Annotated in this window: 21 protein-coding genes and 1 pseudogene; 7 read left to right on the plus strand and 15 right to left on the minus strand. The window is 62.1% G+C overall.

Translation table 11 applies throughout. The features are described 5' to 3' along the window. Positions 1 to 93 precede the first annotated feature (93 nt). The 3 genes from AC07O2_RS17430 (at position 94) to AC07O2_RS17440 (ending at position 4272) form a co-directional block, all read left to right on the plus strand. Entirely contained in the window at positions 94 to 1773 is a 1680-nt protein-coding gene (locus AC07O2_RS17430) for a phospholipase D-like domain-containing protein (protein ID WP_495077012.1), read from the plus strand. Between the two features lie 219 nt (positions 1774 to 1992). After that, complete coding sequence (locus AC07O2_RS17435; RefSeq protein ID WP_495077013.1) at positions 1993 to 2175, plus strand: hypothetical protein; 183 nt, start codon at positions 1993 to 1995, stop codon at positions 2173 to 2175. A gap of 102 nt (positions 2176 to 2277) precedes the next feature. After that, on the plus strand, positions 2278 to 4272 hold the full coding sequence (locus AC07O2_RS17440) for a GspE/PulE family protein (RefSeq protein ID WP_495077014.1): 1995 nt from the start codon (positions 2278 to 2280) through the stop codon (positions 4270 to 4272). 8 nt (positions 4273 to 4280) lie between these two features. Here AC07O2_RS17440 and AC07O2_RS17445 read toward each other — a convergent pair whose 3' ends face one another. Then, positions 4281 to 5705: an FAD-binding oxidoreductase gene (locus AC07O2_RS17445; RefSeq protein WP_495077015.1), complete on the minus strand. Its 1425-nt coding sequence runs from the start codon at positions 5703 to 5705 to the stop codon at positions 4281 to 4283. 63 nt (positions 5706 to 5768) lie between these two features. On the opposite strand from AC07O2_RS17445, the gene AC07O2_RS17450 reads away from it, so the two are divergent. After that, the gene (locus tag AC07O2_RS17450; RefSeq protein ID WP_495077016.1) at positions 5769 to 6341 is read left to right on the plus strand and encodes a cob(I)yrinic acid a,c-diamide adenosyltransferase; all 573 of its coding nucleotides are present in this window, start codon (positions 5769 to 5771) and stop codon (positions 6339 to 6341) included. A gap of 50 nt (positions 6342 to 6391) precedes the next feature. Here the strand turns inward: AC07O2_RS17450 and AC07O2_RS17455 are convergent, their stop codons facing one another. Further along, on the minus strand, positions 6392 to 6814 hold the full coding sequence (locus AC07O2_RS17455; RefSeq protein WP_495077017.1) for a hotdog fold thioesterase: 423 nt from the start codon (positions 6812 to 6814) through the stop codon (positions 6392 to 6394). Between the two features lie 103 nt (positions 6815 to 6917). Between AC07O2_RS17455 and AC07O2_RS17460 the strand changes: the two genes are divergently transcribed. Beyond that, on the plus strand, positions 6918 to 7814 hold the full coding sequence (locus AC07O2_RS17460; RefSeq protein ID WP_495077018.1) for a DMT family transporter: 897 nt from the start codon (positions 6918 to 6920) through the stop codon (positions 7812 to 7814). A 1-nt stretch (position 7815) separates the two neighbouring features. On the opposite strand, the gene AC07O2_RS17465 is transcribed toward AC07O2_RS17460, so the two are convergent. From AC07O2_RS17465 to AC07O2_RS17495, 7 genes and pseudogenes are all read right to left on the minus strand, one after another. Further along, on the minus strand, positions 7816 to 8694 hold the full coding sequence (locus tag AC07O2_RS17465) for a MurR/RpiR family transcriptional regulator (protein ID WP_495077019.1): 879 nt from the start codon (positions 8692 to 8694) through the stop codon (positions 7816 to 7818). A 60-nt stretch (positions 8695 to 8754) separates the two neighbouring features. Then, positions 8755 to 9084, minus strand: a pseudogene (locus tag AC07O2_RS17470) (TIM barrel protein); the annotation flags it as partial. A 17-nt stretch (positions 9085 to 9101) separates the two neighbouring features. Continuing rightward, entirely contained in the window at positions 9102 to 10043 is a 942-nt protein-coding gene (locus AC07O2_RS17475) for a sugar phosphate isomerase/epimerase family protein (RefSeq protein WP_495077020.1), read from the minus strand. Between the two features lie 18 nt (positions 10044 to 10061). Further along, positions 10062 to 11075 (minus strand): Gfo/Idh/MocA family protein, encoded by a 1014-nt coding sequence (locus AC07O2_RS17480; protein ID WP_495077021.1) that lies wholly within the window; start codon positions 11073 to 11075, stop codon positions 10062 to 10064. A 142-nt stretch (positions 11076 to 11217) separates the two neighbouring features. After that, complete coding sequence (locus tag AC07O2_RS17485) at positions 11218 to 12138, minus strand: sugar ABC transporter substrate-binding protein (RefSeq protein ID WP_495077022.1); 921 nt, start codon at positions 12136 to 12138, stop codon at positions 11218 to 11220. A gap of 92 nt (positions 12139 to 12230) precedes the next feature. Beyond that, the gene (locus AC07O2_RS17490; RefSeq protein WP_495077023.1) at positions 12231 to 13259 is read right to left on the minus strand and encodes an ABC transporter permease; all 1029 of its coding nucleotides are present in this window, start codon (positions 13257 to 13259) and stop codon (positions 12231 to 12233) included. Next, a complete protein-coding gene (locus AC07O2_RS17495; protein WP_495077024.1) occupies positions 13256 to 14755 on the minus strand; it encodes a sugar ABC transporter ATP-binding protein in 1500 nt (499 codons plus the stop codon). The genes AC07O2_RS17490 and AC07O2_RS17495 overlap by 4 nt, the downstream gene beginning before the upstream one ends. 140 nt (positions 14756 to 14895) lie before the next feature. Here AC07O2_RS17495 and AC07O2_RS17500 point away from each other — a divergent pair, with 140 nt between their 5' ends. After that, positions 14896 to 15948, plus strand: coding sequence for a LacI family DNA-binding transcriptional regulator (locus tag AC07O2_RS17500; protein ID WP_495077025.1), 1053 nt, complete (start codon positions 14896 to 14898; stop codon positions 15946 to 15948). 56 nt (positions 15949 to 16004) lie between these two features. Here AC07O2_RS17500 and AC07O2_RS17505 read toward each other — a convergent pair whose 3' ends face one another. The 3 genes from AC07O2_RS17505 to aptA form a co-directional block, all read right to left on the minus strand. After that, a complete protein-coding gene (locus AC07O2_RS17505; protein ID WP_495077026.1) occupies positions 16005 to 19301 on the minus strand; it encodes an ATP-binding protein in 3297 nt (1098 codons plus the stop codon). 193 nt (positions 19302 to 19494) lie between these two features. Beyond that, positions 19495 to 19797, minus strand: coding sequence for a cupin domain-containing protein (locus AC07O2_RS17510; protein ID WP_495077027.1), 303 nt, complete (start codon positions 19795 to 19797; stop codon positions 19495 to 19497). A 5-nt stretch (positions 19798 to 19802) separates the two neighbouring features. After that, positions 19803 to 21155 carry an omega-aminotransferase AptA gene (gene aptA / locus AC07O2_RS17515; RefSeq protein WP_495077028.1) on the minus strand — a complete coding sequence of 451 codons (1353 nt, stop codon included), beginning with the start codon at positions 21153 to 21155 and terminating at the stop codon, positions 19803 to 19805. A gap of 88 nt (positions 21156 to 21243) precedes the next feature. Here aptA and AC07O2_RS17520 point away from each other — a divergent pair, with 88 nt between their 5' ends. Beyond that, positions 21244 to 22179 (plus strand): LysR family transcriptional regulator, encoded by a 936-nt coding sequence (locus AC07O2_RS17520; protein ID WP_495077029.1) that lies wholly within the window; start codon positions 21244 to 21246, stop codon positions 22177 to 22179. Positions 22180 to 22187: 8 nt separating this feature from the next. Here AC07O2_RS17520 and AC07O2_RS17525 read toward each other — a convergent pair whose 3' ends face one another. The 3 genes from AC07O2_RS17525 to AC07O2_RS17535 all read right to left on the minus strand — a co-directional run bounded on the left by AC07O2_RS17525 (position 22188) and on the right by AC07O2_RS17535 (position 23914). Next, entirely contained in the window at positions 22188 to 22370 is a 183-nt protein-coding gene (locus tag AC07O2_RS17525) for a hypothetical protein (protein ID WP_495077030.1), read from the minus strand. Between the two features lie 173 nt (positions 22371 to 22543). Then, a complete protein-coding gene (locus tag AC07O2_RS17530) occupies positions 22544 to 23707 on the minus strand; it encodes a hypothetical protein (protein WP_495077031.1) in 1164 nt (387 codons plus the stop codon). A 75-nt stretch (positions 23708 to 23782) separates the two neighbouring features. Continuing rightward, positions 23783 to 23914, minus strand: coding sequence for a hypothetical protein (locus AC07O2_RS17535; protein ID WP_495077032.1), 132 nt, complete (start codon positions 23912 to 23914; stop codon positions 23783 to 23785). Positions 23915 to 24286 lie beyond the last annotated feature (372 nt).

Raw genomic sequence — 24286 nt, forward strand, 5'->3', positions numbered from 1 at the left:
GCCCGCCCGGACAGTAGCAAAAAAGGGGTTGTGCGCAGGTACAGCCCCTTTTTTTATCGTTCCCCGTTAGAGCGTTGTCGATGGAGGATGCGTATGCGAACCACGGTGTCAGGGCTCGTCAAGGTGCGGGCCATCAGCGGAACCTATGTCGTCTTTCTGGCCTTCGACATGCAGGAGGCGGACGCCAAAGGCCTGATGGGTTTTGCCATCCAGCGTACCGATCTGGTGGAAGACGAAACCATCTGGCTGCGCGGCAACAAGACCTTTCCCAGCATCCGCCCGCCCACCGGCTTTGAAGACGCCAACAGCCATGAGCACCCCTTCCAGTCCTTCCAATGGGCGGACTACACGGTCAAGCCGGGCTACAGCTACCAGTACCGCGTTATTCCCATGTACGGCCAGCCGGGTGCGCTGACCGAGAAGGCCGCCACCACGGTCACCATCGCCAGCGAGCCGCTGGCCGATGCCTTGCATGAAGTGCATTTCAACCGGGGCGCCATTGCCTCCCAGGCCTTCACCAAACGCTTTCCGGGGCAGACGCTGGACCAGGCCGGCGCACCCGCCTACGAATGGCTGGGGCGCGACCTGGTGCCCGGCCTGCTGGCCTTCATCGCCCGGGCCAAGGACCGCAGCTACAGCCTGCATGCGGCCATTTACGAGCTGCATCTGCCGGAAAAGCAGCCCTGGCCCGACGTGCTGCAGGCCTTCAAGTCGGCCCACCAGGCCGGAGCGGACGTCAAGTTGATCTACCACGGACTGGACGACGACACCGGCAAAACCAATGCCCAGGCCATTGCCAGCGCCAAGATCAAGGGCATCAGCTTTCCGCGCAGCCACACCAAGCTGATGCACAACAAGTTCATCGTGCTCAGCCAGAACGGCAAGCCGGTGTCGGTGTGGACCGGCTCCACCAATATCAGCCGTAACGCCTTGTACGGCCAGCTGAACGTGGGCCACGCTATCCATGACGCAGCGCTGGCCCAGCGTTACCTGGGCTATTGGAATGAACTCAAGGGCGACCCGGCGCCTGACGCCATCAAGGACTGGACAGAGACCAGCAATGCCCTGCCGCCCGCCACCACGGCGGACGCGCTGACGCCCATCTTCTCGCCGCACCGTGGCCGTGGCGTGTTCGATTGGTGGATTGCGCTGGCCGACGACCCCAAGCCTTTGTTCATGACCTTCCCCTTCGGCATCGTGAAAGACTTTCGCCCGGTGTTCGACAAAAACGACGGTGTGCTGCGCTTTGCCTTGCTGGACAAATATGTGAACGGTGGCAACGCCGCCTCGCGCGCCGCCGCCATTGCCGATATCGAGCGCATACGCCGCTTTCCGAACATCGGCATGGCCCTGGGCAGCAGCATCTTTGTGGACTGGATCGACGGCTGGCACCAGGAGAGCGGCGGCATCGGCGTCAACGTGAACTGGGTGCATACCAAGTTCATGCTGATCGACCCGCTGGGCAGCCAGCCGGCCGTTCTGGCGGGTTCGGCCAACTTCAGCGAAGCCAGCGTGGACACCAACGACGAAAACATGGTGCTGATCCGTGGCAACACCCGCGTGGCCGACATCTATTTCGGCGAGTTCATGCGCCTGTTTGCCCACCACCGTTTCCGCGAGTCCGTAAAGCGCCACATCGACCAATACGGCTCCGCTGCCGCCGACACCTGGAAGCCGCAAGACCTGTTCGAAGATTGGAAAAAGTGGGTACCGGGCCAGTTCCGCAAGGGCTCGGAGTACGCGATCAAGCGGAGCTATTTCATCGGCGAGTAATGCCGGTCCGCAGTTTGCGGATTTATAGAAAATATGGCCCTAGCGCAGATATCTACTGCGGTAGCAGCTATTAAAAATATAGTGACTTCGATCATGGATATTGAGCAAGTGGGCATCATTCGTCGCGTGCGCAAAACCCTGGCGTCTTGCGGTTCAACGTTCTGGTTGTTCACAGCGCCGCCGTAGCGCTACGAAAACAGGGTGTACCGGTAGCGGTCCATGCCTTCCTTCGACTGGGGCGTGATAGGTGTGTTTCTGGACCCGCTGGATTGGGGCCGGCGGCATCGCGAGCTGCCTCATTCCGTTTCTCCGTCTCGTGGTCATTTTGGATACGGAATGCGTAAGCAGGTGGATTTTGTGAAAAATTATCAAATTTCCACTCAATTTAGACGAATTGATTAAATCATTAATATCGTTTAAATCAATTTATTACAATGGGCTCTTTTAGATCGTATGCCGCCGCTATGCCAAAACGGCGGCGAACAAGTACCAAGAGCTCCAGTGATGCGTAACTTTCCAGACACCAGTCCTTTGTGCGTCGATACCAACCTGCGTTCGCCCATGGCGTCCGTGCCATTGGCGGGGGAGCGGTCAACAGCCCAGTGTTTTCGGCCGCAGAATGCCGATGCTTTGTGGGGCTTGGTGACTTCACCGCATCCCGTGGTGGGTACGGCACGCCATCTGGGAGAAGCCATCGTGCAGGCGGGTTTGGTCAGCCCACAAACCATGGCGGCTTGCATGAAGATCCAGCAGGAGGAGCGGGGGAGCGGGCACCATCGCCAGCTTGGCCAGATTTTGGTCGAGCAAGGCGACTTGACCCGGGAGCAGCTGCAGCATGCGATCGATAGCTGGCTGGGCACTTACATGGTGGATCCAGGAGGTTTGAGTGCCGACCCGCAAGCTTTGGCTCTGGTGCCGCAAGCGGTAGCCGAACGGGAGTCCGTGCTACCGCTGATGGTGCGCGAAGATGCCCTGGTGCTGTTGGTGGCCAGCCCTTTGGGCCGGACGCTGATGGATGAATTGCGCTTCTTGACGCAGCGGCGTCTGGTCACCGTACAAGGCGCCCCAGGTACATTGCTGCCCGCCATCCAGCAGGCTTATCGTAGCCACCGGGCAGCCGCCATGCCAGTCACGCAAGCAACGGGAGCACCCGTAGCTGTTCCGCGTGCTACTGCCCTGGAACTGGCGGGCGACCTGGGTCGCAGCGCACGCGATGTGGATGCCGAGCCATCGGATACGGTCAGCGAGTCGGATAACACCTTGGTACGACTGATCAACTCCATCATTGACGAGGCTATTGCCCACCGCGCTTCGGACATTCATATCGAGACCGAACCCGCTCCCGCGAATGTGCGGATACGGTTGCGTGTGGACGGTGCCATGAAGCCGTATCTGGAAGTGCCGGGCCGCTTTCGTTTCTCGATTGTTGCGCGCATCAAGATCATGGCGGGTCTGGATATTTCTGAGCACCGCAAGCCCCAGGATGGAAAGATCGACTTCTCCCGTTTTGGTGGCCCGGCAGTGGAGTTGCGTGTGGTCACCGTTCCGACCGCGCACGGCCTGGAAGACGTTGTGCTGCGTCTGCTGGAAGGTGCCAAGCCCTTGCCTTTGGAGGCCATTGGCCTGAGCTCCGCCAACCTTGCTGCCTTGCGCGCCGTGGTGCAAAAAAGCTATGGCCTGATATTGGTCTGTGGTCCCACGGGCAGTGGGAAAACCACCACGCTGCATTCAGTCATACGCGATATCAATACGGATGGCCGCAAGATATGGACGGCCGAGGACCCCATCGAAATCACCCAGAGCGGGCTGCGGCAGGTGCAAGTGAACCCGCGCATTGGCTGGACGTTTGCCGCGGCCATGCGGACCTTTTTGCGTGCCGACCCCGACGTGATCATGATCGGTGAAATGCGCGATGAAGAAACCGCCAGGGTGGCCGTGGATGCATCATTAACCGGCCACCTGGTGCTCTCGACCCTGCATACCAACTCGGCGCCGGAAAGCATTGCCCGCTTATTGGAAATGGGCTTGAATCCCTTCAATTTTTCCGATTCGCTGCTGGCCATCTTGGCGCAGCGTCTGGTCCGTAGACTATGTACCGCTTGCCGCGAGCCGTATGCGGCCACGGGCGATGCGCTGCAGTCCCTGGCCACGCAGTATTTGGGCTGCGACGACGGTAGTGGCGTAACTTCCAGTGCGCATGAGGCATTGGTGCAGCGCTGGCGTGCCCAGTACGGGGCGGGGACGGGCGAGGTGAAATTATGGCGGCGCCGAGGCTGCAGCCAGTGCGAACATACCGGTTACCACGGGCGCATGGGCATCCATGAGCTGATGGTGAGTGATGAAGGCATTCGCCGGCATATCCGCCGCCAGGCCCCGGCGTCCGATATCCGCCAAGCGGCGCAGGCGGCGGGCATGCATACCTTGGCCCAGGATGGCATTGAGAAAGTGCTGCAGGGCTACACCGACATGGCCGAAGTAGCGCTGGCAAGCAATCTTTGAAAAGCAGCCTATAGGCGAAATATCTTCCCCGGGTTCAGGATATTCAGCGGGTCCAGCGCTTGCTTGATGGCGCGCATCATGGCGACGGCACCGGCGCCGGTCTCACTCACCAGGAAGTCCATCTTGTGCAGGCCCACGCCGTGTTCTCCGGTGCAGGTGCCGTCCAGCGCCAGCGCACGGTTCACCAGCGCGTGGTTGAGCTGCTCGGCCTTCTCACGCTCCTCGGCGCTGTCGGGGTCGATCAGGTAGCCGAAGTGGAAGTTGCCGTCGCCCACGTGGCCGACCAGGAAGTAGGGGATGCCAGAGGCGTCGGCTTCGGTAATCGAATCCAGCAGGCAATCCGCCAGGCGCGAGATGGGTACGCAGGTATCGGTGGAGATGGCTTTGCAGCCCGGGCGTGACTGCACGGCGGCGAAGTAGGCGTTGTGCCGCGCCGTCCACAGGCGGGTGCGCTCCTCGGGCGTGCTGGCCCATTCAAAGGCCTGGCCGCCGTGGTCGGAGGCAATCTCCTGCACCAGTTCGGCCTGCTCCTTCACGCCAGTGGGCGAGCCGTGGAACTCCATCAGCAGCATGGGTTCTTCGCGCAGGCCGAGTTTGGAATGGGCGTTGACCATGCGCACGGTATTCGCGTCGATCAGCTCCACCCGCGCAATCGGCACGCCCAGCTGTATCACCTGGATGGTGGAGCGCACCGCGGCCTCGATGCTGGGGAAGGAGCAGATCGCCGCCGAGATGGCCTCGGGCAGCGGATAGACCTTGACCGTGGCGGCGGTGATCACGCCCAAGGTGCCTTCGCTGCCCACCATCAGCCGCGTCAGGTCGTAGCCCGCGCTGGACTTCTTGGCGCGCGTGCCGGTGTGGATGGTTTCGCCGCTGGCGGTGACCACTTCGAGGGCCAGCACGTTCTCGCGCATGGTGCCGTAGCGCACGGCGTTGGTGCCGCTGGCGCGGGTGGCGCACATGCCGCCAATCGATGCGTCGGCGCCGGGGTCGATGGGGAAGAACAGGCCGGTGTCCTTGATCGCCTCGTTCAGCTGCTTGCGCGTTACGCCGGGCTGCACCGTCACTGTCAGGTCTTCGGCGTTGACGCTGAGGATGGCGTTCATGCGGCTGACATCCAGGCTGATGCCGCCTTGTACCGCCAGCAAATGGCCTTCGAGCGAGGAGCCCACGCCGAACGGGATGATGGGCGTGGCATGGGCCGCGGCCAGCCGCACCGCGTCGGCCACATCGGTCGTGCTTTTCGCAAACACCACGGCGGCCGGCGGCGGCACGGCAAAGGCCGACTCATCGCGCCCATGGTGCTCGCGCACGGCCAGTGCGGTGCTGAACTGCGCGCCAAAGCGGGCTTGCAGGGCCTCGACCAAGGCGGGCGGCACTTCGCGGATAGCCAGGGTGGGCAGCAGGTGCTGGGAGGCGGTGGGGGCGTTCATGGGCTGTCTCCGGTTCGCTATAGATCGCGCACAATTCTCCCCTTATTCTGAAGGAGCAGCGCTATGGCTAACCGCCTCACGCAAATCGCCACCCGTACCGGCGACAACGGCACGACCGGCCTGGGCGACAACACCCGCGTGTCCAAGAACAGCCTGCGCGTGCACGCTATGGGCGACGTGGACGAGCTGAACAGCCATATCGGCCTGCTGCTGTGCGAACCCATGCCCGAGGGCGTGCGCGCATTGCTGGTGGAGGTGCAGCACCAGCTTTTCAACCTGGGCGGCGAGCTGTCCATACCGGGTTTTGAGTTGCTCAAACCGGATGTCGTGCTGGCGCTGGACCAGGCCCTGGCCGAGCACAACGCCACGCTGCCGCGCCTGGCCGAATTCATCCTGCCCGCCGGCACCCGTGCCGCGTCCCAAGCCCATGTGTGCCGCACCGTGGCCCGCCGCGCCGAGCGCACCGTGGTGGCGCTGGAGCAGCAAGACGCACTGAAAGATACGCCACGCCACTACCTGAACCGGCTCAGCGATCTGCTGTTCGTACTGGCCCGGGTGCTGAACCGCGTGGACGGCGGGGATGACGTGTACTGGAAGAGCGAGCGGCTGGCACGTGGCTCGGGTGAGGCGAGCTGATTGCTATTATTTATGCAGCTGCTTGCGCAGGTAAATCCTGCGCCGCAGGCTTATTTAGGCTCCAACACAGCCATGGTGATGCGCGACACGCATGTAGGTTTTCCGGCATCGTCCACCATGTCGATTTGCCACACCTGGGTGGTGCGGCCTATGTGCACCGGGCGAGCCGTGCCGGTGACCCAGCCGCTGGTCACGCCGCGCAGGTGGTTGGCGTTGATGTCCAGGCCCACGGCGCGGTGGCCGGGTGGCGCGGCGAACATGGCGCCGCAGGAGCCGAGGGTTTCGGCTAGCACCACGCTGACGCCGCCGTGCAGCAGGCCGTAGGGCTGGCAGGTGCGCGAATCCACCGGCACGCGGGCGCGCAGGAAGTCGTCGCCCACCTCCAGGAACTCTATGCCCAGATGGGCGATGGCGGTGCCCAGGCCTGCGGCGCTGAGCGATTCGACGGTGACGGCTTGTTTCCAGATTGGCATGGTGATGTCCCTGCGGTAGCGGCCAGATGCTGGCCTTGGCTATAGTCGTCTGCGATGGTAGCGGTTTGTCTTTTGCGCTGCCCCGACTTACCGAGTTCTGCCTGTGTCTTCCTCCCCTGTTCCTTCTGCTGCCGCGAATCTGCGCGGCATCGTCGCCATGGTGATTGCCGTGGGGGCCTTTTCCCTGATGGATGCGTCCATGAAATCGCTGACCAGCAGCTACCCGCCCCTACAGGTGGCGTGCCTGCGTGGCTTGGCGGCCATGCCCTTGGTCTGCCTGTATGTGCTGTGGCGCAGGGAGTGGGGCGGTTTGCTGAAGGTGCGCTGGCCGCTGCATGTGCTGCGCACGGTGGTGGGTGTGACCATGCTGTCGTCATTCGTCTACGGGCTGCGGACTTTGGGGCTGGCCGAGGCCTACGCCATTTTCTTCGTGGCGCCGATGCTGATCACCATGCTGTCCATCCCGGTGCTGAAGGAGCGGGTGCGGCCCAGCCACTGGCTGGCGATAGCGGGTGGGTTTTGCGGGGTGCTGGTGGCGCTGCGGCCCAGCCAGGGGGCCTTTTTGTCATGGGGTGCGCTGGCCGTGCTGGTGTCGGCCAGCTGCTACGCCGTATCGGCCATTACCGGGCGCATTTTGAGCCGCACCGATTCCAGCGCCAGCCTGGTGTTCTGGGGTACCAGCGGGCTGGCTGTAGCCGGAGGTGCGCTGGCCTGGCCGGACTGGGTGGCGGTGCAGTCTGCGCATATTCCACAGCTGGTGGTGATAGGCATCAGCGGTTTCATCGGCCAGCTGGCGATTACCCAGGCCTTCCGCTCCGGCCAGGCCTCGGTGGTGGCGCCGTTCGAGTACACCGCGCTGGCCTGGGGCATCTTGCTGGATGGTTTGCTGTGGCAGACCCTGCCGCAGGCCCGCACCCTGCTGGGTGGTGCCATCATCATCGCCAGCGGCCTGTACCTGATACGCCAGGAGCGGGTGAAAGACCTGGTGGTGGCGCCGTGAGCTAAGACATGACCGCGTGGGCCGCCAAGTCGGCGGGCATTTCCAGCCTGTAGGCGAGGGCGATGAACAGGCCTTGCGCCAGGGCCATCGCATTGGTCAACGCGCGAAACCCGAAGGTGCTGCTCTCGTGCACCAGCAGCAGTACCTCGGCCTCCTGGGCCAGCGGGCTCATGCGGCTGTCGGTGATGGCGATCAGGCGCGCGCCACGGGTCACGGCGATCTGCGCGGCGGTCAGGGTTTCTTCGGCATAGGGCGCAAAGCTGATGGCCAGCATCACGTCGTTGGCATGCAGGCCGCGTAGCTGGCCTTCGGGCATGGCGCCCAGGTGGGTGAGCAACTGGATCGGTTTGTTGGTGTGTTGTAGCGCATAGCCTAGATAGGCGGCCACCGGGAAGGTGCGGCGGGCCCCAGTGACCCACAGCGTTGGGCTGGCGGCCATCAGCGCCACGGCGTCGTCGAGCGCCGAGCCGTTCAGGTCACGCTGCAGCTCCTTTATGCCGGCCAGCGCGTCGTCGAGAAAGGCATGGGTCACATCGGCGCTGCGCAACAGCTGGGGTGTGGCGTCCTGCAGGCTGCGGATGCGGTGTTGGTAGACCGGGCTGGGTGCGCTGGTCTGGGTGACGCCGTCACGGAACACGGCCTTGAAGTCGCGGTAGCCGTTGAAGCCGAAATGCTTGGCGAAGCGCACCACCGACGAGGGCTGCACGCTGCAGCGCCGCGCCACGTCCTCAATCTTCTCCAGGCCGATCACGTCATGGTGGTGTTCCACATAGCGCGCAATTGTCTTGAGCTGCTTGCTCAGGTAGGCAAACTCGGTGCCGATGCGCTCCAGCAAAGCTTCTACGCTGGGCCGGGGCGGGGGTGTCGGCACCGGGTGCATGGCCTACTTCCAGTACTTGGCCACGTAGCGCAAGATCTCGCGGCGCATGAAGCGCGACGAGTCCTCGGGATGCGGCTTCACCGATAGGGTGATGCCTTCGCGCTCGAAGATGGGTAGCTGCTCTTCCATCGAGCGCCACCATCCAGCTTCGTACATTTCCTTGGTGTTGGCGCCGGGCTTCTCGCCGCCCGAGCGCTCTGGCGAGGCACCGCGGCCAAACTCCGAGATCATGGTCTCGCAGCCCATTTCCACCGACACTTCGATGGCCTTCTTCCAGCACTTGATGGCCCACTGGTGCTCGTCTTCGAACGGGCTGGCCCAGCGGTACATGGGCAGCAGCGTGGTCAGCGACAGGTGGCGGATCATGTACGGGTCGAAGGCGATCTTCATGGCGTCTTCTTGCGAGGCTATCGACTGATGGTTTGCTGCAAGGCGTCTATTGAAGTGAGTACGCCGGCCTCGATCGACATGGTCAGGTCTTCCATTTCCAGCGACACATAGCCGTCGTAGCCCACCATGCGGCAGACCGAGAAGAACTCCTTCCACCACTGCAGATCCTTGCCGCAGCCCACGGCGACGTAATTCCAGCTGCGGTTTTCCGTGTCGGTGACGGGCCGCGTTTCCAGCAGGCCATTGATGTCGGCCAGGCCACGCTCTATGCGTGCGTCCTTGCCGTGGATGTGGAACAGCGCGCCCTTGAGATTGCGGGCCGATGCGATGGGGTCGGCGCCCATGGCGATCAGGTGCGAGGGGTCCAGGTTGATACCGACCAATGGGCCTATTGCATTGCGCAGGCGCCACAGGGTGTCGGGGTTATAGACCAGCATGCAGGGGAATTCCTCGATGGCAATCTGCTCCACGCCGTGGGCGCGGCAGTGCTCGGCGAACTTCTTCCACCAGGGAATGGCGACGTCGTTCCATTGGTAGTCCAGTGCGGGGGCCAGATAGTCGGGTACGGTCACGGTAGAGGTGATCCAGTTCGGTATCTTGTCACCAGGCGCGCCAGCCGGGCAGCCGGACATCATCACGATCTTCTTCACGCCTAGCTTGCCGGCCAGCACCACGGTATCGTAGGTAGATTGGGTGTGTTTGACGCCCATCTCGCCGGGGCTCAACGGGTTGCCCGAGCAGTTCAGGGCGGCGATCTGCATGCCGCGCTTTTCCAGCTCGGCCTGGAAGGCTTGCAGCTTGCTTTCGCTGGCCAGCAGCTGGGCGGTAGGCACGTGGGGGCAGGTGCCCCAGCCGCCGGCGGTCATTTCTACGGCATGCACGCCCAGGGATTGGACCTTTTCCAGCATGTCTGGGAAGGACAGATTGTTGTACACGTCGGTACAGATGGAGAGTTTCATGGTGTTGCTTGACGGTGTTTACTTGGAATAGAAGGCGGGGCGTTGGGCCAGGCGGATCGGCACAATGGCCTTGCTGTGCCGGGCCTCAACGCAGGCTTCGGCGGTCGCTGAGGCGAAGTAGCCGTCCCAGGCCGTGGGGCCGTTGACTTCGCCGCGCTGGGTGTGGTCTATCCACTCCTGCAGTTCCACGTCGTATGCGTCGATGAAGCGCTGCTTCCAATCGGTCTGGATGGCGGTAGCGGCGCGGCCGTCCAGGCGCAGGGCCACGCTGGAGGGTTCGGGCAGGAAGGCGGCGCCAATTTCACCCACCACCTGGCACTGGATGTCGTAGCCAAAGCGGCAAGTGACGAAGATTTCGGTGTCGATACGGATGCCCTTGCTGGTTTCCAGCAGCACCATTATTGGGTCGTGCAGGCCGGCGTGGGAATTACTGCTCTTGCGACCTTCGACCACCTGGGCCGTGACGTAGTCATCGTCCAGCAGCCAGCGCAGCACATCGATCTCGTGCACAAAGGTATCAGTGATGCCCATATCGCCCACATACATCTCGGGCACGCTGGGGTTGCGGTGGGCGCAGTGCACCATCAACGCATCGCCAATGGTTCCGGCATCCAAGGTCTTTTTCAGGGCGCGGTAGCCCGCATCGAAACGGCGCATAAAGCCCACCTGCACCAGCTTCTTGCCGGCCTTCACCTCGGCTTCCACCACGCGCAGGCCACTCTCGGCCGAGGTGGTCATGGGCTTTTCGCAGAACACTGGTTTGCCGGCGGCAATGCAGGCCAGCAGCTGGTCGGCATGGGCCGGGCCCCAGGAGGCCACCAGCAGCGCGTCCACATCGGGTGCGTTGATCAGATCCTGGTAGTTCTCGTACACCTTGGCGTTCAGGCGGGACGTATCGTTAAAGGCGTGTGTCGCCGCCAGGTTGATGTCGTTGAGGGCCACGATGCGCGCGCCGCTGAGTTTGCGGTGGATGCGCAGTGCGTGGTCTTGGCCAATCGCGCCGCAACCGATGACGCCGATTCTGAGTTCCATGGTGATCACTTTAGGTAGGGATAAAAACTGGTGGCACGGTTTTTCGGTCAGGAACCCACGGGACCGGCTTTGCCGGACCGTAGGGTTCGCCCCCTGCAAGGGGGTTGGCGGAGACACGTAGTGCGTAGCCTGGGGGTGTGCTCTATTTCGTGTATTTGTCGACGTTGTCTTTGACGATGGATTCAAAGGCGATCAGCTTTTCCTTCGGGGCGGGTTCGCCCTTCTTGATCATCTCGACCACTTCGAACGCACCCTGGGCCTGGCCCTTGGCGTTCTGGAAGATGGACTGCGCCATGTCGCCTGCCTTGATGGCATCCAGCGCGTCCTTCACACCGTCGATGCCGGAGATCAACACGCCCTTGCGGCCGGCGGCCTTCAGCGCCTGCACGGCGCCCAGGGCCATCTGGTCGTTGGCGGCAATCAGCCCGTCAAATTTGGGGAATTTCTGTATCCAGTCTTCAGTGATCTTCATGCCCTGTGCGCGGTCGTAGTTGGCGGGCAGGTTGGCGATGATCTTCACGTCGGTGCGGCCCGCGAGAGCTTTGGTAAAGCCGTCCAGGCGTTCCTTGGAGTGGTACAGGCCCGGGTCACCCTGCAGGTAGACGATCTGTGCGTTCTTTGGCAGTGTCTTGGCCATGTATTCACCCTGCATGCGGCCGGCATCCAAGTTCTTGGAGCCGACAAAGGTGAACTTGCCGCCGGCGGACTCAATGCCCAGCGCAATCACCGGAATGCCGGCTTTGTTGGCCTTTTCCACCCCCGGCACGATGCCCTGGTAGTCCACTGGCACGATGACGATGGCGCTGACCTTCTGGGCGATGAAGTTGTCGATCTGGTCCAGTTGTTTGCTGGCGTCGCCATTGGCGTCGGCAAACGACACGCTGACCGCCGGATCGGCCTTCACGGCTTCGATGAAGGCGTTCTTGCGGCTCATGGTGAACACATCGGTATCGGCCAGGTTGGCGTAGCCGACGACGAATTTCTTGCCTTGCGCAAATACTGGACCGGGCAATATGGCCAGAACGACGGAGCAGGCCAGGGCGGCTTTGATAAAGGCTTTCATGGTTTTGTTTCCTTTGAAAATGGATTTTTGTTGTAAACGGCTGTCTCTATACCGGGGGGTGAGGGTGGGTTACGCGATAAACGAACTCCATATCAGGGTGGTTGAACTATTAAGGCCTTCTTACGCGCACTGCCGGTTTTGGTTTTTACATCCAAAATCACAGCCACGGCAATAATCAAGCCCTTGACGATTTGCTGCCAATACGAGTTGATATTCATCAGATTCAAGATATTGTTGATAACGCCAATAATCATGGCGCCGATAATCGTGCCGGTAATGGTGCCAGTGCCGCCCATCAAACTGGTACCCCCCACGACCACCGCGGTAATCGCATCGAATTCATAAGCTACCCCGGCCGCTGGTTGGCCAGAATTGACGCGGGACATCAGCACAATGCCAGCAATCGCGGCCAATACGCCGTTGAATAAAAAGGCCTTGCGCAATACGCCATCGGTGTTGATGCCGGATGCCAGAGATGCCTTTGGATTGCCACCCACGGCATAAATATGGCGGCCAAACTTGGTGCGGTTCAGCAATATCCAGGACACCAGCACCACGAATGCCAAAATCAATACAGAAATCGGCACCGGCCCAATATCGCCCTGGCCAATGATTTTGAAATCACCCAGATTACTCACCGGCACGCCTGCCGTGTAAAGCAGGATCGCACCTCGCGCCACGGTGGTCATGGCCAGCGTCATGATGAAGGACGGGATCTTGAAGTAAGTGATGACATACCCGTTGAGCAAGCCGGTAAGCATGCCCATGCCAATCCCTGCGGCGATTGCAAGGGGAACGCTGCCGGTCAGGGACATCACGCTGGCGGCGATGGTGCCGGTTAATGCGACCACCGAACCCAGCGATACGTCAATATGGCCGAGGATAATGATGAAAGTCACACCACAGGCCAGCAAACTCACGACCACCACTTGGCGCAATACATTGGTTAAATTGCCGGTGGTTAAAAAGGTTTCATTCAATACCGATGCCAGTATGAAGATGCCGATGAAGATTAAAATGGTGCCGTATTTCCTGTAAATCTCAGAAAAACCCATTTCACGTATTTTAGAGAACATACCGGTTTGCTGCGTAGTGGGGGAGTTTTGGATAATGGCGCTCATGTTTTTGCTCCGGTGGCCAGGGCCATGATGTTTTCCTGGGTGGCATTGGCGCGAGTGAGTTCACCTCGCATATGTCCTTCCTGCATCACCACCACACGGTCGCTCATGCCCAGAATTTCAGGTAATTCGGACGAAATCATGATGATGGCTAGGCCCTGCTTGGCGAATTGCGTCATCAGGCGGTGGATTTCCGATTTGGAACCCACGTCAATACCGCGGGTGGGTTCGTCCAGAATCAATACCTTTAAATCGCGCAGCAGCCATTTGGCAATGGCGATTTTTTGCTGGTTGCCGCCGCTTAATGTGCCGACCACGGTATTCAAATCCGCAGTTTTGATCTGCAGCATGGAGCGCATTTTTTGACCAGCCTCGGTTTCGGCTTGTAAATCGAGCAGCAGGCCGGGCGCGAATTTCTCTAGATTGGCCAGGGAGATGTTTTCCTGCACCGAGCGGCACAGCACCAGACCCTCGGCCTTGCGGTCTTCCGAGACCATGGCGATGCCCTGCTGGATGGCGTCGCTGGGCTGGTTCAGCGTCAGCTTCTGGCCGTTCAGCCAGATCTCGCCCGCGTCCAGCCGGTCCAGGCCGAAGATGGCGCGCGCTACCTCGGTGCGGCCCGCGCCGATCAGGCCCGCCAGGCCGACGATCTCGCCCTGGCGCACGTCGAAGCTGATGTTCTGGAACACGCCGCGGCGGGTCGCGCCGCGCACCGACAGGGCCAATTCGCCCAGGGGCACGGTTTCCTTGGGAAAGATGCTGGAGATGGTGCGCCCCACCATCAGGCCGATCAGCTTGTTCTGGTCGTAGCTGCTGGCCGGACCGGAGTCCACGTACTGGCCGTCGCGGATGATGGTGATGTCGTCGGCGATCTGGAAGATCTCGTCCATCTTGTGGGTGATGTAGATCATGGCCACGCCGCGCGCCTTCAGGTCGGCGATCTGGCGGAACAGCATGGCCACCTCGGTGTCGCTGATGGCCGAAGTGGGCTCGTCCATGATGACCAGGGCCGCATTGCGCGAGATGGCCTTAGCAATTTCCACCAGCTGCATGCCGGCGATGCTGAGTTCGCGCATCTTCTGCGTGGCTCGGTAGGGCAGGCCCAGGCGGTCCAGCAGGACCTGGGTATCGGTGGCCATGCGCTGGAAGTCCACGAAGAAGCCGCCGGGCTCGCGGCCCAGGAAGATGTTCTCGGCAATCGTCATGTCCAGCACCGGGCTCAGCTCCTGGTGGATCATGGCTATGCCCAGTTCCAGTGTGGCCCGGGTGTTCTGCCGGCCCAGTTGCGTGCCCTGGAAGAATATCTCGCCGCTGTCCACCGCGTGCTCGCCACTGAGGATCTTCATCAGCGTGGACTTGCCGGCGCCGTTTTCGCCCACCAGCACGTGGACCGAAGCCTTGCGCACCTGCAGGCGCACGCCGTCCAGCGCCTTTACACCGGGAAAGGACTTGGTGATGCCACGCATCTCCAGCACCCAATCTTCGGTTTTGACTTTCATTAACACCTTGTCTCCTTGTTTGGCGCCAGCCGGGCTGGTGCTTTGCGGCGAATTCTAGGTAGACGTCATAAAAAAAGAAGTGAAATGAAATGAAGACTGTCATAAACTGTCATTTCATTAGGGTTTGTATTGAAAGAGTTATGTCAAATGCAGCGCATCCCACCCGTATCACCATTGCCGACGTGGCCAAGGCCGCTGGTGTCAGCCTGTCTACCGTGGACCGGGTACTCAATGGCCGGGCCCCGGTGCGGCGGGATACGGCCCAGCGCATCCACGAGGTGGCCGAGGCCATAGGCTTCCACGCGGCGGGCGTGATACGTGAGCGGGTGCGCGGCAAGCGCGCGCGCTACACCCTGGGTTTTCTGCTGGAGCCGCAGGAATCGGCTTTCCACCGTGACGTGGGCCGTGTGCTGGCCGAGGCGGTGGAGGCCCGCAGCGAGTTCTGCGAAGCCCCGGTGATCGAGCATGTGGACGACATTTCGCCTGAAGCCGTGTCCTTGCGCCTGCGCGCCATGGCGGAGCGGGCGGACGCGGTGGCGCTGACTGCGGCCGACCACCCGTTGATCAGCGCCGAGATTGAGCGCCTGAAGGCCCAGGGAGTGCCGGTATTCGCCCTGATCTCCGATCTGAGCACGCCCGCACGTGCGGGTTATGCCGGGCTGGACAACCGCAGCGTGGGACGCACCGCCGCCTGGCTGATCACCCATATGGCACGCGAGCCGGGCAAGCTGGCTATCTTTGTGGGCAGCCACCGCTTCCAGTGCCAGGAGCTTTGCGAGATGAGCTTTCGCTCCTATGTGCGCGAGCACGCCCCCCATTTCGAACTGATGGAGCCGCGCGTCACGCTGGAGAGCGACCAGATGGCGGAGGAGTGCGCGCGCGACTTGCTGCACCAGCATGCCGATATTGTTGGTGTGTTTGTGACTTCGGGGGGCGTCGATGGCGTGTTGCGGGCGCTGCGCGAGCATCGCCTGCAAAACGGCGGCCCGCGTCCCATAGGCGTGGTGCGCGAACTGACGCCCAGCATCCGTGACGGCCTGCTGGCGGGTGATATGCATGCGGCCCTGTCGCATCCCATGCCCCATTTGGCGCAGGGCCTAGTGGGCATGATGTTGAACGTGCTGGACAACCCCAACCTGGGCCTGCAGCAGGTGGTGGTGCCCTTGGACACGCAGACGCCCGAGAGTATTTAAGAAAAAGTCCGCTAGCGCAAAGAATACCTGCGTGAGCAGCTACTAAATCAATAGCATTAGGACAAAGCTGCCTGCGCCAACGCATCTGTCAGCAGGCTATGCGCCAGCTCGAAGTCGAAGCGTTGCATGGCGTTGTGCATGGCGTTGAAGCCGCCGGGAGCAAACAGGCTGCGGAGGCTGGCCGCATGGGCTTGCAGATAGTCCACGCAGTCGCCATCGCTGTCGGACAGCAGCTGGGCCAGGTGGCGGCCACGGGCCTGGGCGACCAGGTCGGGCGGGACCGGCGGGGTGTCGGCCGCGTCGGGCGTGGCGGTTTCCAGCAAGGCACGCAGGGCTTCGACGGCGCGGCGGGTTTGCTGCTGCAGCTGCTCCATGGCGGCACTTACGGCGACGCTTTCGGCGGCGCTGGCCGGGCCATCTTGTTTCAGCCGGTCTTCCACCACCTGGGCGGCGGCAGCCAAGTCGGTCAGGCCGATATTGCCGGCCACGCCGCGGATGGTGTGCAGCATGCGTTGGGCGCCTTCCAGGTCGCCCTGCTGGAGCGCGATCTGGGCTTTGGTGGGGGCTTGCGCATGGCTGTCGGTGAACTGGCCCAGCAGGCGCAGGTACAGGGCTTCGTTGCCGGCCACGCGGCGCAGGCCGGCCTGGGTGTCCAGCCCGGGCTGGGGCGCCAGCCGTGAGGCGTGCGCCGCCTGCATGCTGGGCGGCGCGCTGTGCGGCGCTGCGGGCCGGGCCCAGCGCTGCACGCATTGCAGCAGGCCCACCGGGTCCAGTGGCTTGGTGATGTGGTCCAGCATGCCGGCGGCCAGGCAGCGTTCTCGTTCCTCCTGCAGGGCGTGGGCGGTCATGGCGATGACGGGCAGGCCCTGGTAGCGGGCATCGGTGTGAATGTGCTGGGCCGCCTCCAGCCCGCCCATGACGGGCATTTGCAGGTCCAGCAGCACGGCGTGGTAGTGCGTGGGTGCTGCGGCGTGCAGCATGTCCAGGGCCTGGCGGCCGTTGTCTGCCAGGTCCACCACGGCGCCTGCGCTGTGCAGCAGTTCGGTGGCGATCTGCTGGTTGATGTCGTTGTCTTCGGCCAGCAGCAGGCGTAGGCCGTCCAGCCGGGGGCCATCGTATTCCGGTGGCGGCACCAGGCTGGCCGGGTCGGCCAGGCCCAGCCAGATGTCAAAGCTGAAGCAGCTGCCGTTGCCGGGCGTGGACTGCACCGCGATCTGCCCGCCCATGCCTTCCACCAGTCCGCGGCTGATGGCCAGGCCCAGGCCGGTGCCACCGTATTTGCGGGTCACCGAGCCATCGGCCTGGGTGAAGGCCTGGAACAGCCGGGCCGACTGCGCCTCGCTCATGCCGATGCCGGTATCGGTCACGGCAATGTGCAGCTGCACGTCGCCGGGCCGCTTGTCCACCACGCGTACCACCACGCTGACGTAGCCGACGTCGGTGAACTTCACGGCATTGCCCAGCAGATTGGTCAGCACCTGGCCCAGGCGCAGCGGGTCGCCGACCAGGGTGGAGGGAACCTCCGACGCCACGTCGAATACCAGGGCCAGCTCTTTGGCGTCGGCGCGGTCGGCCACCATGGCGGATGCGTGGTTCAGCACCTCGTCCAGCCGGAATGGGGTGTGCTCCACCTCCAGTTTGCCGGCTTCGATCTTGGAGAAGTCCAGGATGTCGTTGATGATGCCCAGCAGGTTCTGCCCGGCGCGGTGGATCTTGCCGATGTAGTCGCGTTGGCGCGGGTCCAGGTGGGTCTTCAGCGCCAGGTGCGATAGGCCGATCACCGCGTTCATCGGGGTGCGTATTTCGTGGCTCATGTTCGCCAGGAACATGGACTTGGCCTGGGTGGCTTCCTCGGCCACTTCCTTGGCCAGGCGCAGCTGCTCTTGCGCCTGGGTCAGCTCGGTGATGTCCACCAGCACGCCCACCAGGCCGGCCACGCTGCCGTCGGCGTTGCGGAAGGTGGTGTTGGAGTAGAGCGTGGTGTGCGGCTTGCCGTCGGTATAGGTGAACACGCCGATGCGGCTGAAGCGGCCGCCGGTGGTCAGCAACTGGGTTTGCTCCCGCATCAGCGATTGGCGTATGGCCAGTGGCACGGTCTCCAGTGCCATCACGGTGGTGCCCACCAGCTCTTCGGGGCTGTAGCCAAAGGCCTCGTTATAGGCCTTGTTGCTGCCCCGGTAGAGCGCCTGCGCATCGCGGTACAGGATGGGTATCGGGATGCAGTCGATCATGGCCTGCAGAAAGTCACTCTGCTCCTGCGTCAGCTGTAGCGCGGCATGGCGCTGGCGCAGCACCTGGCGCAGCACGCGGCCCAGCAGCAACAGCACGGCCAGGCCCATGGCAGCCACCAGCGCGCCCTGCCCGTAGTGCCAGCGCACCATGGGGTCCAGCGTGTCCAGCTGGCTGAGCGCCAGCAGCTCGTAGCCGGGCTCGGACAGGGGGCTGCGCGTCAGCAGATAGGAGTTGCCATCCACCAGCCAGTGGTCGGCATGGCGCAAGTGAGGCGGGCGCTCGATGGGGATGCTGGCTACGGCGCCGCTGGGCGGCTTGCCCTGGCTCAGCGGGCCCACATGGCGCAGCATGTATTCGGCGCGCGAGGCGCTCACCACGGTGCCGCTGCTGTCCAGCACCAGGGCGATCTGGTTGCTGGACAGCAGCGGCGCCAGCGTGCTGGCGTTGTGGTTGATGACGGCCACCCCCATGGGCACCTCGTCCTGGTCTATGCGCAGCGAGAAGAAGAAGCCCGGCTGGCTGGTGGTGTGGACGGCGGTGAACAGCTGGCCCTGGCCGTTGGCCATCGCGTCGTTGAAGTCGCTGCGGCTTTTGTAGGATTTGCCGACCATGCCGTCGGCCAGCTGCCAGTCGCTGGACGCCACCACCAGGCCGGCCACATTGACGATGAAGATGCGCTCGTAGCCCAGATTTTTGGCCAGCCCGGCCAGGCCGTCGCCCAGCTCGCGCACATCCAGGTTGTGCAGCAGGCGCCGGCGCCGCTCACCATCGGGAAAGTAGAGCAGGGTGACTGCCTGCGGGTTGTACTGGGCGAGCACCGTGTGCACTTCGGTCTGGCGCCCCAGCAGGCGGGCCACGCTGGCCACTTCCACGAAGGTGCGGTCGATGATGTGGGCCGTGGTGCTGGTTTCGCGGCCGGCAGTGGTGGCCTCGGCGCTGATGCGCGCAGCGACGATGCTGTCCGACACCATTAGCGTCAGGCCGGCTACCAGTACCAGCCACAGGCAGGCTGCAACACCTATGCCACGGCTCAGCTGGCGCAGCTGCTGCTGCAAGGCTTGCGCGCTGTTGGCGGTGGGTGGGCCTGTGGTGTCAGGGCCTCGGTGCGTGGATGTGGGCATGCCATTTCTTGCAAGGGGGCTGCGCCCTCAGCGCGCTGCTCCCGGAACGGCCCTTGTGGGTTGTTCCCCCACCTTACTGCAGCCGTAAGCCCCTGTAAACAGGACTTGCCAGCGGTTTTGCCTGCTGCATTATTTATAGCTGCCAGCGTAAGTAGTACCTGCGTTGACGGCCTGAAATTTTTAAATTTTCAGGCTATTTGAGTTCGATTTCGACAAACACGAATTCGTGCGTGTTGGCATTCACCACGTTGTGCTCCACGCCGGTCAGCCGGGTGTAGGACTGGCCGGCGGTCAAGCTGCTGTGCACCTCGCCGTCCGGGGTCTCCAGCAGCAGGGTGCCGCTGGTCATGGGCACCACCACATAGTCCATGCCGTGGCGGTGCCAGCCGGTGTGGGCGCCGGGTGGAAAGCGCCATTCGGTGACCTTGACGCGATCGTTGTCGATCTGCACCGTGGGTACCGCCGAAGGGCGCTGCGTGGCGCTTGTTCCGCTCATCCGACTCAGGCCTGGGCGTTCAATGTTTCGCCCAGGGCGTTCACCATGCTGTCGATCTCGGCGGGCGTGATGACAAACGGTGGCGCCATCTGGATGGTGTCGCCGCCGTAGCGCACGTAAAAGCCCTTCTTCCACATCGCCATGGCGATCTCATACGGGCGGCGGGCCGGCTCGCCGGGCAGGGCGGCAATGGTGATGCCGCTGGCCAGGCCGTAGTTGCGGATGTCGGTGACGTGCTTGGCGCCCTTCAGGCTGTGCACCGCGTTCTCGAAATGCGGGGCAATGGCTTGCACGCGCTGCACCATGTTTTCCTGCACCAGGATGTCCAGCGTAGCCAGGCCGACCGCGCAGGCCACGGGGTGGGCCGAGTAGGTGTAGCCGTGGGCAAACTCCAGCATGTAGTCGGGGCCGCCGGCCGCCATGAAGGTGTCGTAAATGTCCTTCTTGACCAGCACCGCACCCATGGGCTGGGCGCCGTTGGTGATCTGCTTGGCCACGTTCATGATGTCGGGCGTGACGCCAAAGGCCTCAGCGCCGGTCATCGCGCCCATACGGCCAAAGCCGGTGATCACTTCGTCAAAAATCAGCAGGATGTTGTGCGCGGTGCAGATCTCGCGCAGGCGCTGCAGGTAGCCCACCGGCGGCACCACAACGCCGGCCGATCCGGACATGGGCTCGACGATCACGGCGGCGATGTTGCTCGCATCGTGCAGCGCAATCAGGTCCAGCAGCTCGTCGGCCAGCTCGGCGCCAGTCTTCGGCATGCCGCGCGAGAAGGCGTTGCTTTTCAGCTGGGTGTGCGGCAGGTGGTCGGCCTGCAGGGCTTCGCCAAACATCTTGCGGTTGGCACCGATGCCGCCTACCGAGATACCGCCGAAGTTCACGCCGTGGTAGCCCTTTTCGCGGCCGATCAGACGGGTCTTGCTGGCTTGGCCCTTGGTGCGCCAGTAGGCGCGCGCCATCTTCAGCGAGGTGTCGGCGGCTTCCGAGCCGGAGCCGGTGAAGAACACGTGGTCCAGGCCGTCGGGCGTCAGTTCTTTGAGCTTGTTGGCCAGCTCGAACGACAGCGGGTGGGCGAACTGGAAGGCGGGTGAGTAGTCCAGCGTGGCCAGCTGGCGGGTGGCGGCGGCCGTGATCTCAGTGCGGCCATGGCCCAGGCCACAGCACCACAGGCCGGACAGTCCGTCCAGGATCTGGCGGCCGTCGATATCGGTGTAGTAGCTGCCCTTGGCGCCGGTGATGATGCGCGGGTCGGCTTTGAAGTTGCGGTTGCCCGAGTAAGGCATCCAGTGCGCGTCCAGCCAGGCGGCGTCGGTACGGGGGCGGGGGCTGAGTTGCTGGCTGTCGGTCATGTCCATGGATGCTCCAGTAAAAAGTGGATCACGCATTCTTGCGGCGTCTGTTACTCTTATAAAGCATTAAATATCCATATTCAGTTAGCAATATATGCAAGTAAAAAATCGCGCCGTGCTGGGCCAGCTGACGGATATGGACATCCGCCTGCTGCGGGTGTTCAAGAGCGTGGTCGAGTGCGGCGGCATGGCGGCGGCCGAGCTGGAGCTGAACATCGGCACCTCCACCGTCAGCCGCCATGTCAAAGACCTGGAAACCCGGCTGGGCTTGACGCTGTGCCGGCGCGGCCGCAGCGGCTTTGCGTTGACCCCCGAAGGCCAGCAGATCTACACCGAGACGCTGCGCCTGCTGGCCGGCGCCGAGGCCTTCCGCGCCAGCGTGGACGCGCTGCACCAGCGCATGGGCGGCGAGCTGCACCTGGCGGTGTTCGACAAGACCGCCAGTAACCCGCAAGCGCGCATCCATGCGGCCATTGCCCAGTTTGCGCAGCAGGCCCCGGATGTGCGCCTGTGCCTGCACGTGGCCACCATCCACGCCATCGAGCGCGGGGTGCTGGACGGCCAGTTCCAGCTGGGCATCATCCCCGGCCACCGCAACGCCGACAGCCTGGCCTACGACGCGCTGTTTGGCGAAACCATGCTGCTGTACTGCGGCGCGCAGCATGTGCTGTTTGGACAGAGTCCACAGATGATGCAGGCGATGGGCTGGGACGACCTGCGCCGCTACCCGTTTGCTGGCCTGGGCCAGCATTCGCCGAATATGGAAATCAGCCAGCGCGAGCGCCTGCCGCGCAAGGCCACGGGCTTCGACCAGGAATCCATCGCCACGCTGATTCTGAGCGGCCACTATCTGGGCTTCCTGCCCGACCACTATGCCGAGGGCTTTGTGCAAAAAGGCCAGATGCGCGCCGTACAGCCCGATGTGTTCCGCTATGACTGCCGCTTCCTGGGCATCGTGCGGCGCACGCCCGAGCCCTCACGCGCCACGCGTACGCTGCAGGACTGTCTGAGGCTGGCGCACGCGGCTTAGGTAGGCGATCAGTCCAACTTCACCAGGTTCAGCAGCGCCAGCGGGCCGCCGGGGAACTGCACCAGCCAGCCTTGTTCCGTGCCGCCCAGGTCCACCGGCGCGTAGCCCAGACGCGCGATCAGAGCGCTGACGGTCTGCTTCGCATCGGCATCGGGGCCGGACAGAAACAGCACGCGGCGGCCGCCATCCATCAGGATGCTGCCGTTCTAGGGGTCCAGGTCCTTCAGCGCGGCGGTGATGGAAGTAATGTTCACTTTGTGTTGCTGAGTTTGCAGGGGGAAGCGCGTGTGGTGAGGTTAGCTTACAAGTTAGGTGGAAACCGGACTAGCTCATTGAACGATCCTCCCGATCGACAGATTTGAAGTTACCGCAGGGCGACGGCGAGTTTTTCGAAGGCTTGCCGTAGTTGCTTTACAAGAGCGTCATAAATTTCAAACAGATCGACTGTTTCTGCTGTCAAACCCAATCTAGTTATTACGCTACGCAGAGTCTCAGCTTGTCCTTCCATCGAGCCCAAGTGCGAGTAAGCAACGCGTAGGTCGTAGAGAACAAACAGTGGTGCCATCGTGCGGGGAGCGTCGCTATGTGGCGCTAGCGATCCTAATATTTTCTCAAGGCGTTTAAGACTACCTAGATTTCCGGGCTGTTGACCCTGCGATTCCATTGCTCGACCAAGTGCTTTGTTGTCTAGTGACTCCAGGTAGACCTTATTCAATGAGTCTGCGATGTGTCGTCGTTCAAGTGCTGTATCCACGACTGGACGTCTGATTGATATGGCTAGATCTAGGACTTCTTTTTCTAGGTGCGCAGCTTTCTCTCCGAATTTGGCGAAGAATCCTTCGAGGAAGCAAGAGCGTTGCTCGAACAATAGATCCTCCGGGGGTTTTTCGGTGAACTTGCACTCAATTTGTCCGTCATAAAACTCTGAGCCGATAGAGTGATCGGATGAGACATTTTCAGAACGTAAGTAGAACTGTTCGTTCTCGGGGAGCGTCGCTATATCTCCGAGCCACATCACCAATTTGCCGCTGCGATTAATTCCGAAGGCGACGTCGAAATCATTCTGGCGAATGGTTCCGTACGTTCGGGAGGCAAAGTCCACTCGGTAGGATGGATGTGAATCGTATTTGAGTAGTACTTCTTTGTTGAAGAAGACCGGGGTTAGGAAGCCCGGGTCGAACTGGCGCAAGAGGCCGGGGATGTAGTAGTAGTCATCAGAGTCGTACTGGAATGGCACCGTGGTAAAGCCGAAGTTCTTGTTTGTTTTCTTACGAACTACGTTGACGGCAAAAGATCCTTTTTCTACTGCCTGTCGATGCGTCTCAATGAGCGCAAAGCGAGACGTGTCCGGGAGAAAAGTTGACTCACAAGATGGGCAGCGAAGCCTAGGAAGGCCTTCGACACGAATATGGACTCCAGAGACATCGTCATCAAAGTCAAAGAACGATAGCTCGAGGTGAGTGGAGCATTTGTCGCAGTAGATATCTCGGTGAGTGCCTTCAGCAGGAAATAAGTCGCGGACATTCATTTTGTGAAAACCCAATGTGATACATGCCGCGAAGGGCTGCGGTACGTGGCGACTTTAACTGTAAGTTTTCCCCCCTCAATCCCCCAAAATCCGTCGATCTTTAATCAGCTTGCCAAACCGCGCCGTATCCTCATGCGCCTTGGTCCCAAACACGGCGGGCGTCATCGGCGCCGCCTCGCCACCCAGTTCTACGATCCGTTCCTTCACCGTCGGCAGACTAACAAATTGCTCCTAAAGTGATAGCTTCCAGCGCAGATAGTACCTGCGCCAAAGCTAGTTTGTACTGAGAAACCGTCCAGCGTAGGACTGCGCACCGCCGTGCTGTCGGACAAGCGCCAAATTGGCTCGCAGGCCCGCCCAAACCTTGCATTGCCCGGTGTTGAGGAACACATTAAGCCGGTGCCTGGCGACGCCCTGCATGGCGGTGCCCTACTAGCCCATCGGTTTTTCAACCTGCCGGCAATGCCCGCCTTGCGCGCCGGGCCTGCCTGAAGCTCCGCACCTCCCCACGCTTTCTCCGAACGCCAAGGCGCCCTGTCGCCTTGCGCGCAACTTTTTCTTGATCTCCCTTACCGAGTA

It is taken from the genome of Rhodoferax sp. GW821-FHT10B06, assembly GCF_059415605.1.

What these genes read in the sequence shown, in the direction of transcription:
- AC07O2_RS17430 (WP_495077012.1), top strand. Translation starts at nt 94, where the DNA reads ATGCGAACCACGGTGTCAGGGCTCGTCAAGGTGCGGGCCATCAGCGGA.
- AC07O2_RS17435 (WP_495077013.1), top strand. Translation starts at nt 1,993, where the DNA reads ATGCCTTCCTTCGACTGGGGCGTGATAGGTGTGTTTCTGGACCCGCTG.
- AC07O2_RS17440 (WP_495077014.1), top strand. Translation starts at nt 2,278, where the DNA reads ATGCGTAACTTTCCAGACACCAGTCCTTTGTGCGTCGATACCAACCTG.
- AC07O2_RS17445 (WP_495077015.1), bottom strand. Translation starts at nt 5,705, where the DNA reads ATGAACGCCCCCACCGCCTCCCAGCACCTGCTGCCCACCCTGGCTATC.
- AC07O2_RS17450 (WP_495077016.1), top strand. Translation starts at nt 5,769, where the DNA reads ATGGCTAACCGCCTCACGCAAATCGCCACCCGTACCGGCGACAACGGC.
- AC07O2_RS17455 (WP_495077017.1), bottom strand. Translation starts at nt 6,814, where the DNA reads ATGCCAATCTGGAAACAAGCCGTCACCGTCGAATCGCTCAGCGCCGCA.
- AC07O2_RS17465 (WP_495077019.1), bottom strand. Translation starts at nt 8,694, where the DNA reads ATGCACCCGGTGCCGACACCCCCGCCCCGGCCCAGCGTAGAAGCTTTG.
- AC07O2_RS17475 (WP_495077020.1), bottom strand. Translation starts at nt 10,043, where the DNA reads ATGAAACTCTCCATCTGTACCGACGTGTACAACAATCTGTCCTTCCCA.
- AC07O2_RS17480 (WP_495077021.1), bottom strand. Translation starts at nt 11,075, where the DNA reads ATGGAACTCAGAATCGGCGTCATCGGTTGCGGCGCGATTGGCCAAGAC.
- AC07O2_RS17485 (WP_495077022.1), bottom strand. Translation starts at nt 12,138, where the DNA reads ATGAAAGCCTTTATCAAAGCCGCCCTGGCCTGCTCCGTCGTTCTGGCC.
- AC07O2_RS17490 (WP_495077023.1), bottom strand. Translation starts at nt 13,259, where the DNA reads ATGAGCGCCATTATCCAAAACTCCCCCACTACGCAGCAAACCGGTATG.
- AC07O2_RS17495 (WP_495077024.1), bottom strand. Translation starts at nt 14,755, where the DNA reads ATGAAAGTCAAAACCGAAGATTGGGTGCTGGAGATGCGTGGCATCACC.
- AC07O2_RS17500 (WP_495077025.1), top strand. Translation starts at nt 14,896, where the DNA reads ATGTCAAATGCAGCGCATCCCACCCGTATCACCATTGCCGACGTGGCC.
- AC07O2_RS17505 (WP_495077026.1), bottom strand. Translation starts at nt 19,301, where the DNA reads ATGCCCACATCCACGCACCGAGGCCCTGACACCACAGGCCCACCCACC.
- AC07O2_RS17510 (WP_495077027.1), bottom strand. Translation starts at nt 19,797, where the DNA reads ATGAGCGGAACAAGCGCCACGCAGCGCCCTTCGGCGGTACCCACGGTG.
- aptA (WP_495077028.1), bottom strand. Translation starts at nt 21,155, where the DNA reads ATGGACATGACCGACAGCCAGCAACTCAGCCCCCGCCCCCGTACCGAC.
- AC07O2_RS17520 (WP_495077029.1), top strand. Translation starts at nt 21,244, where the DNA reads ATGCAAGTAAAAAATCGCGCCGTGCTGGGCCAGCTGACGGATATGGAC.
- AC07O2_RS17525 (WP_495077030.1), bottom strand. Translation starts at nt 22,370, where the DNA reads ATGGATGGCGGCCGCCGCGTGCTGTTTCTGTCCGGCCCCGATGCCGAT.
- AC07O2_RS17530 (WP_495077031.1), bottom strand. Translation starts at nt 23,707, where the DNA reads ATGAATGTCCGCGACTTATTTCCTGCTGAAGGCACTCACCGAGATATC.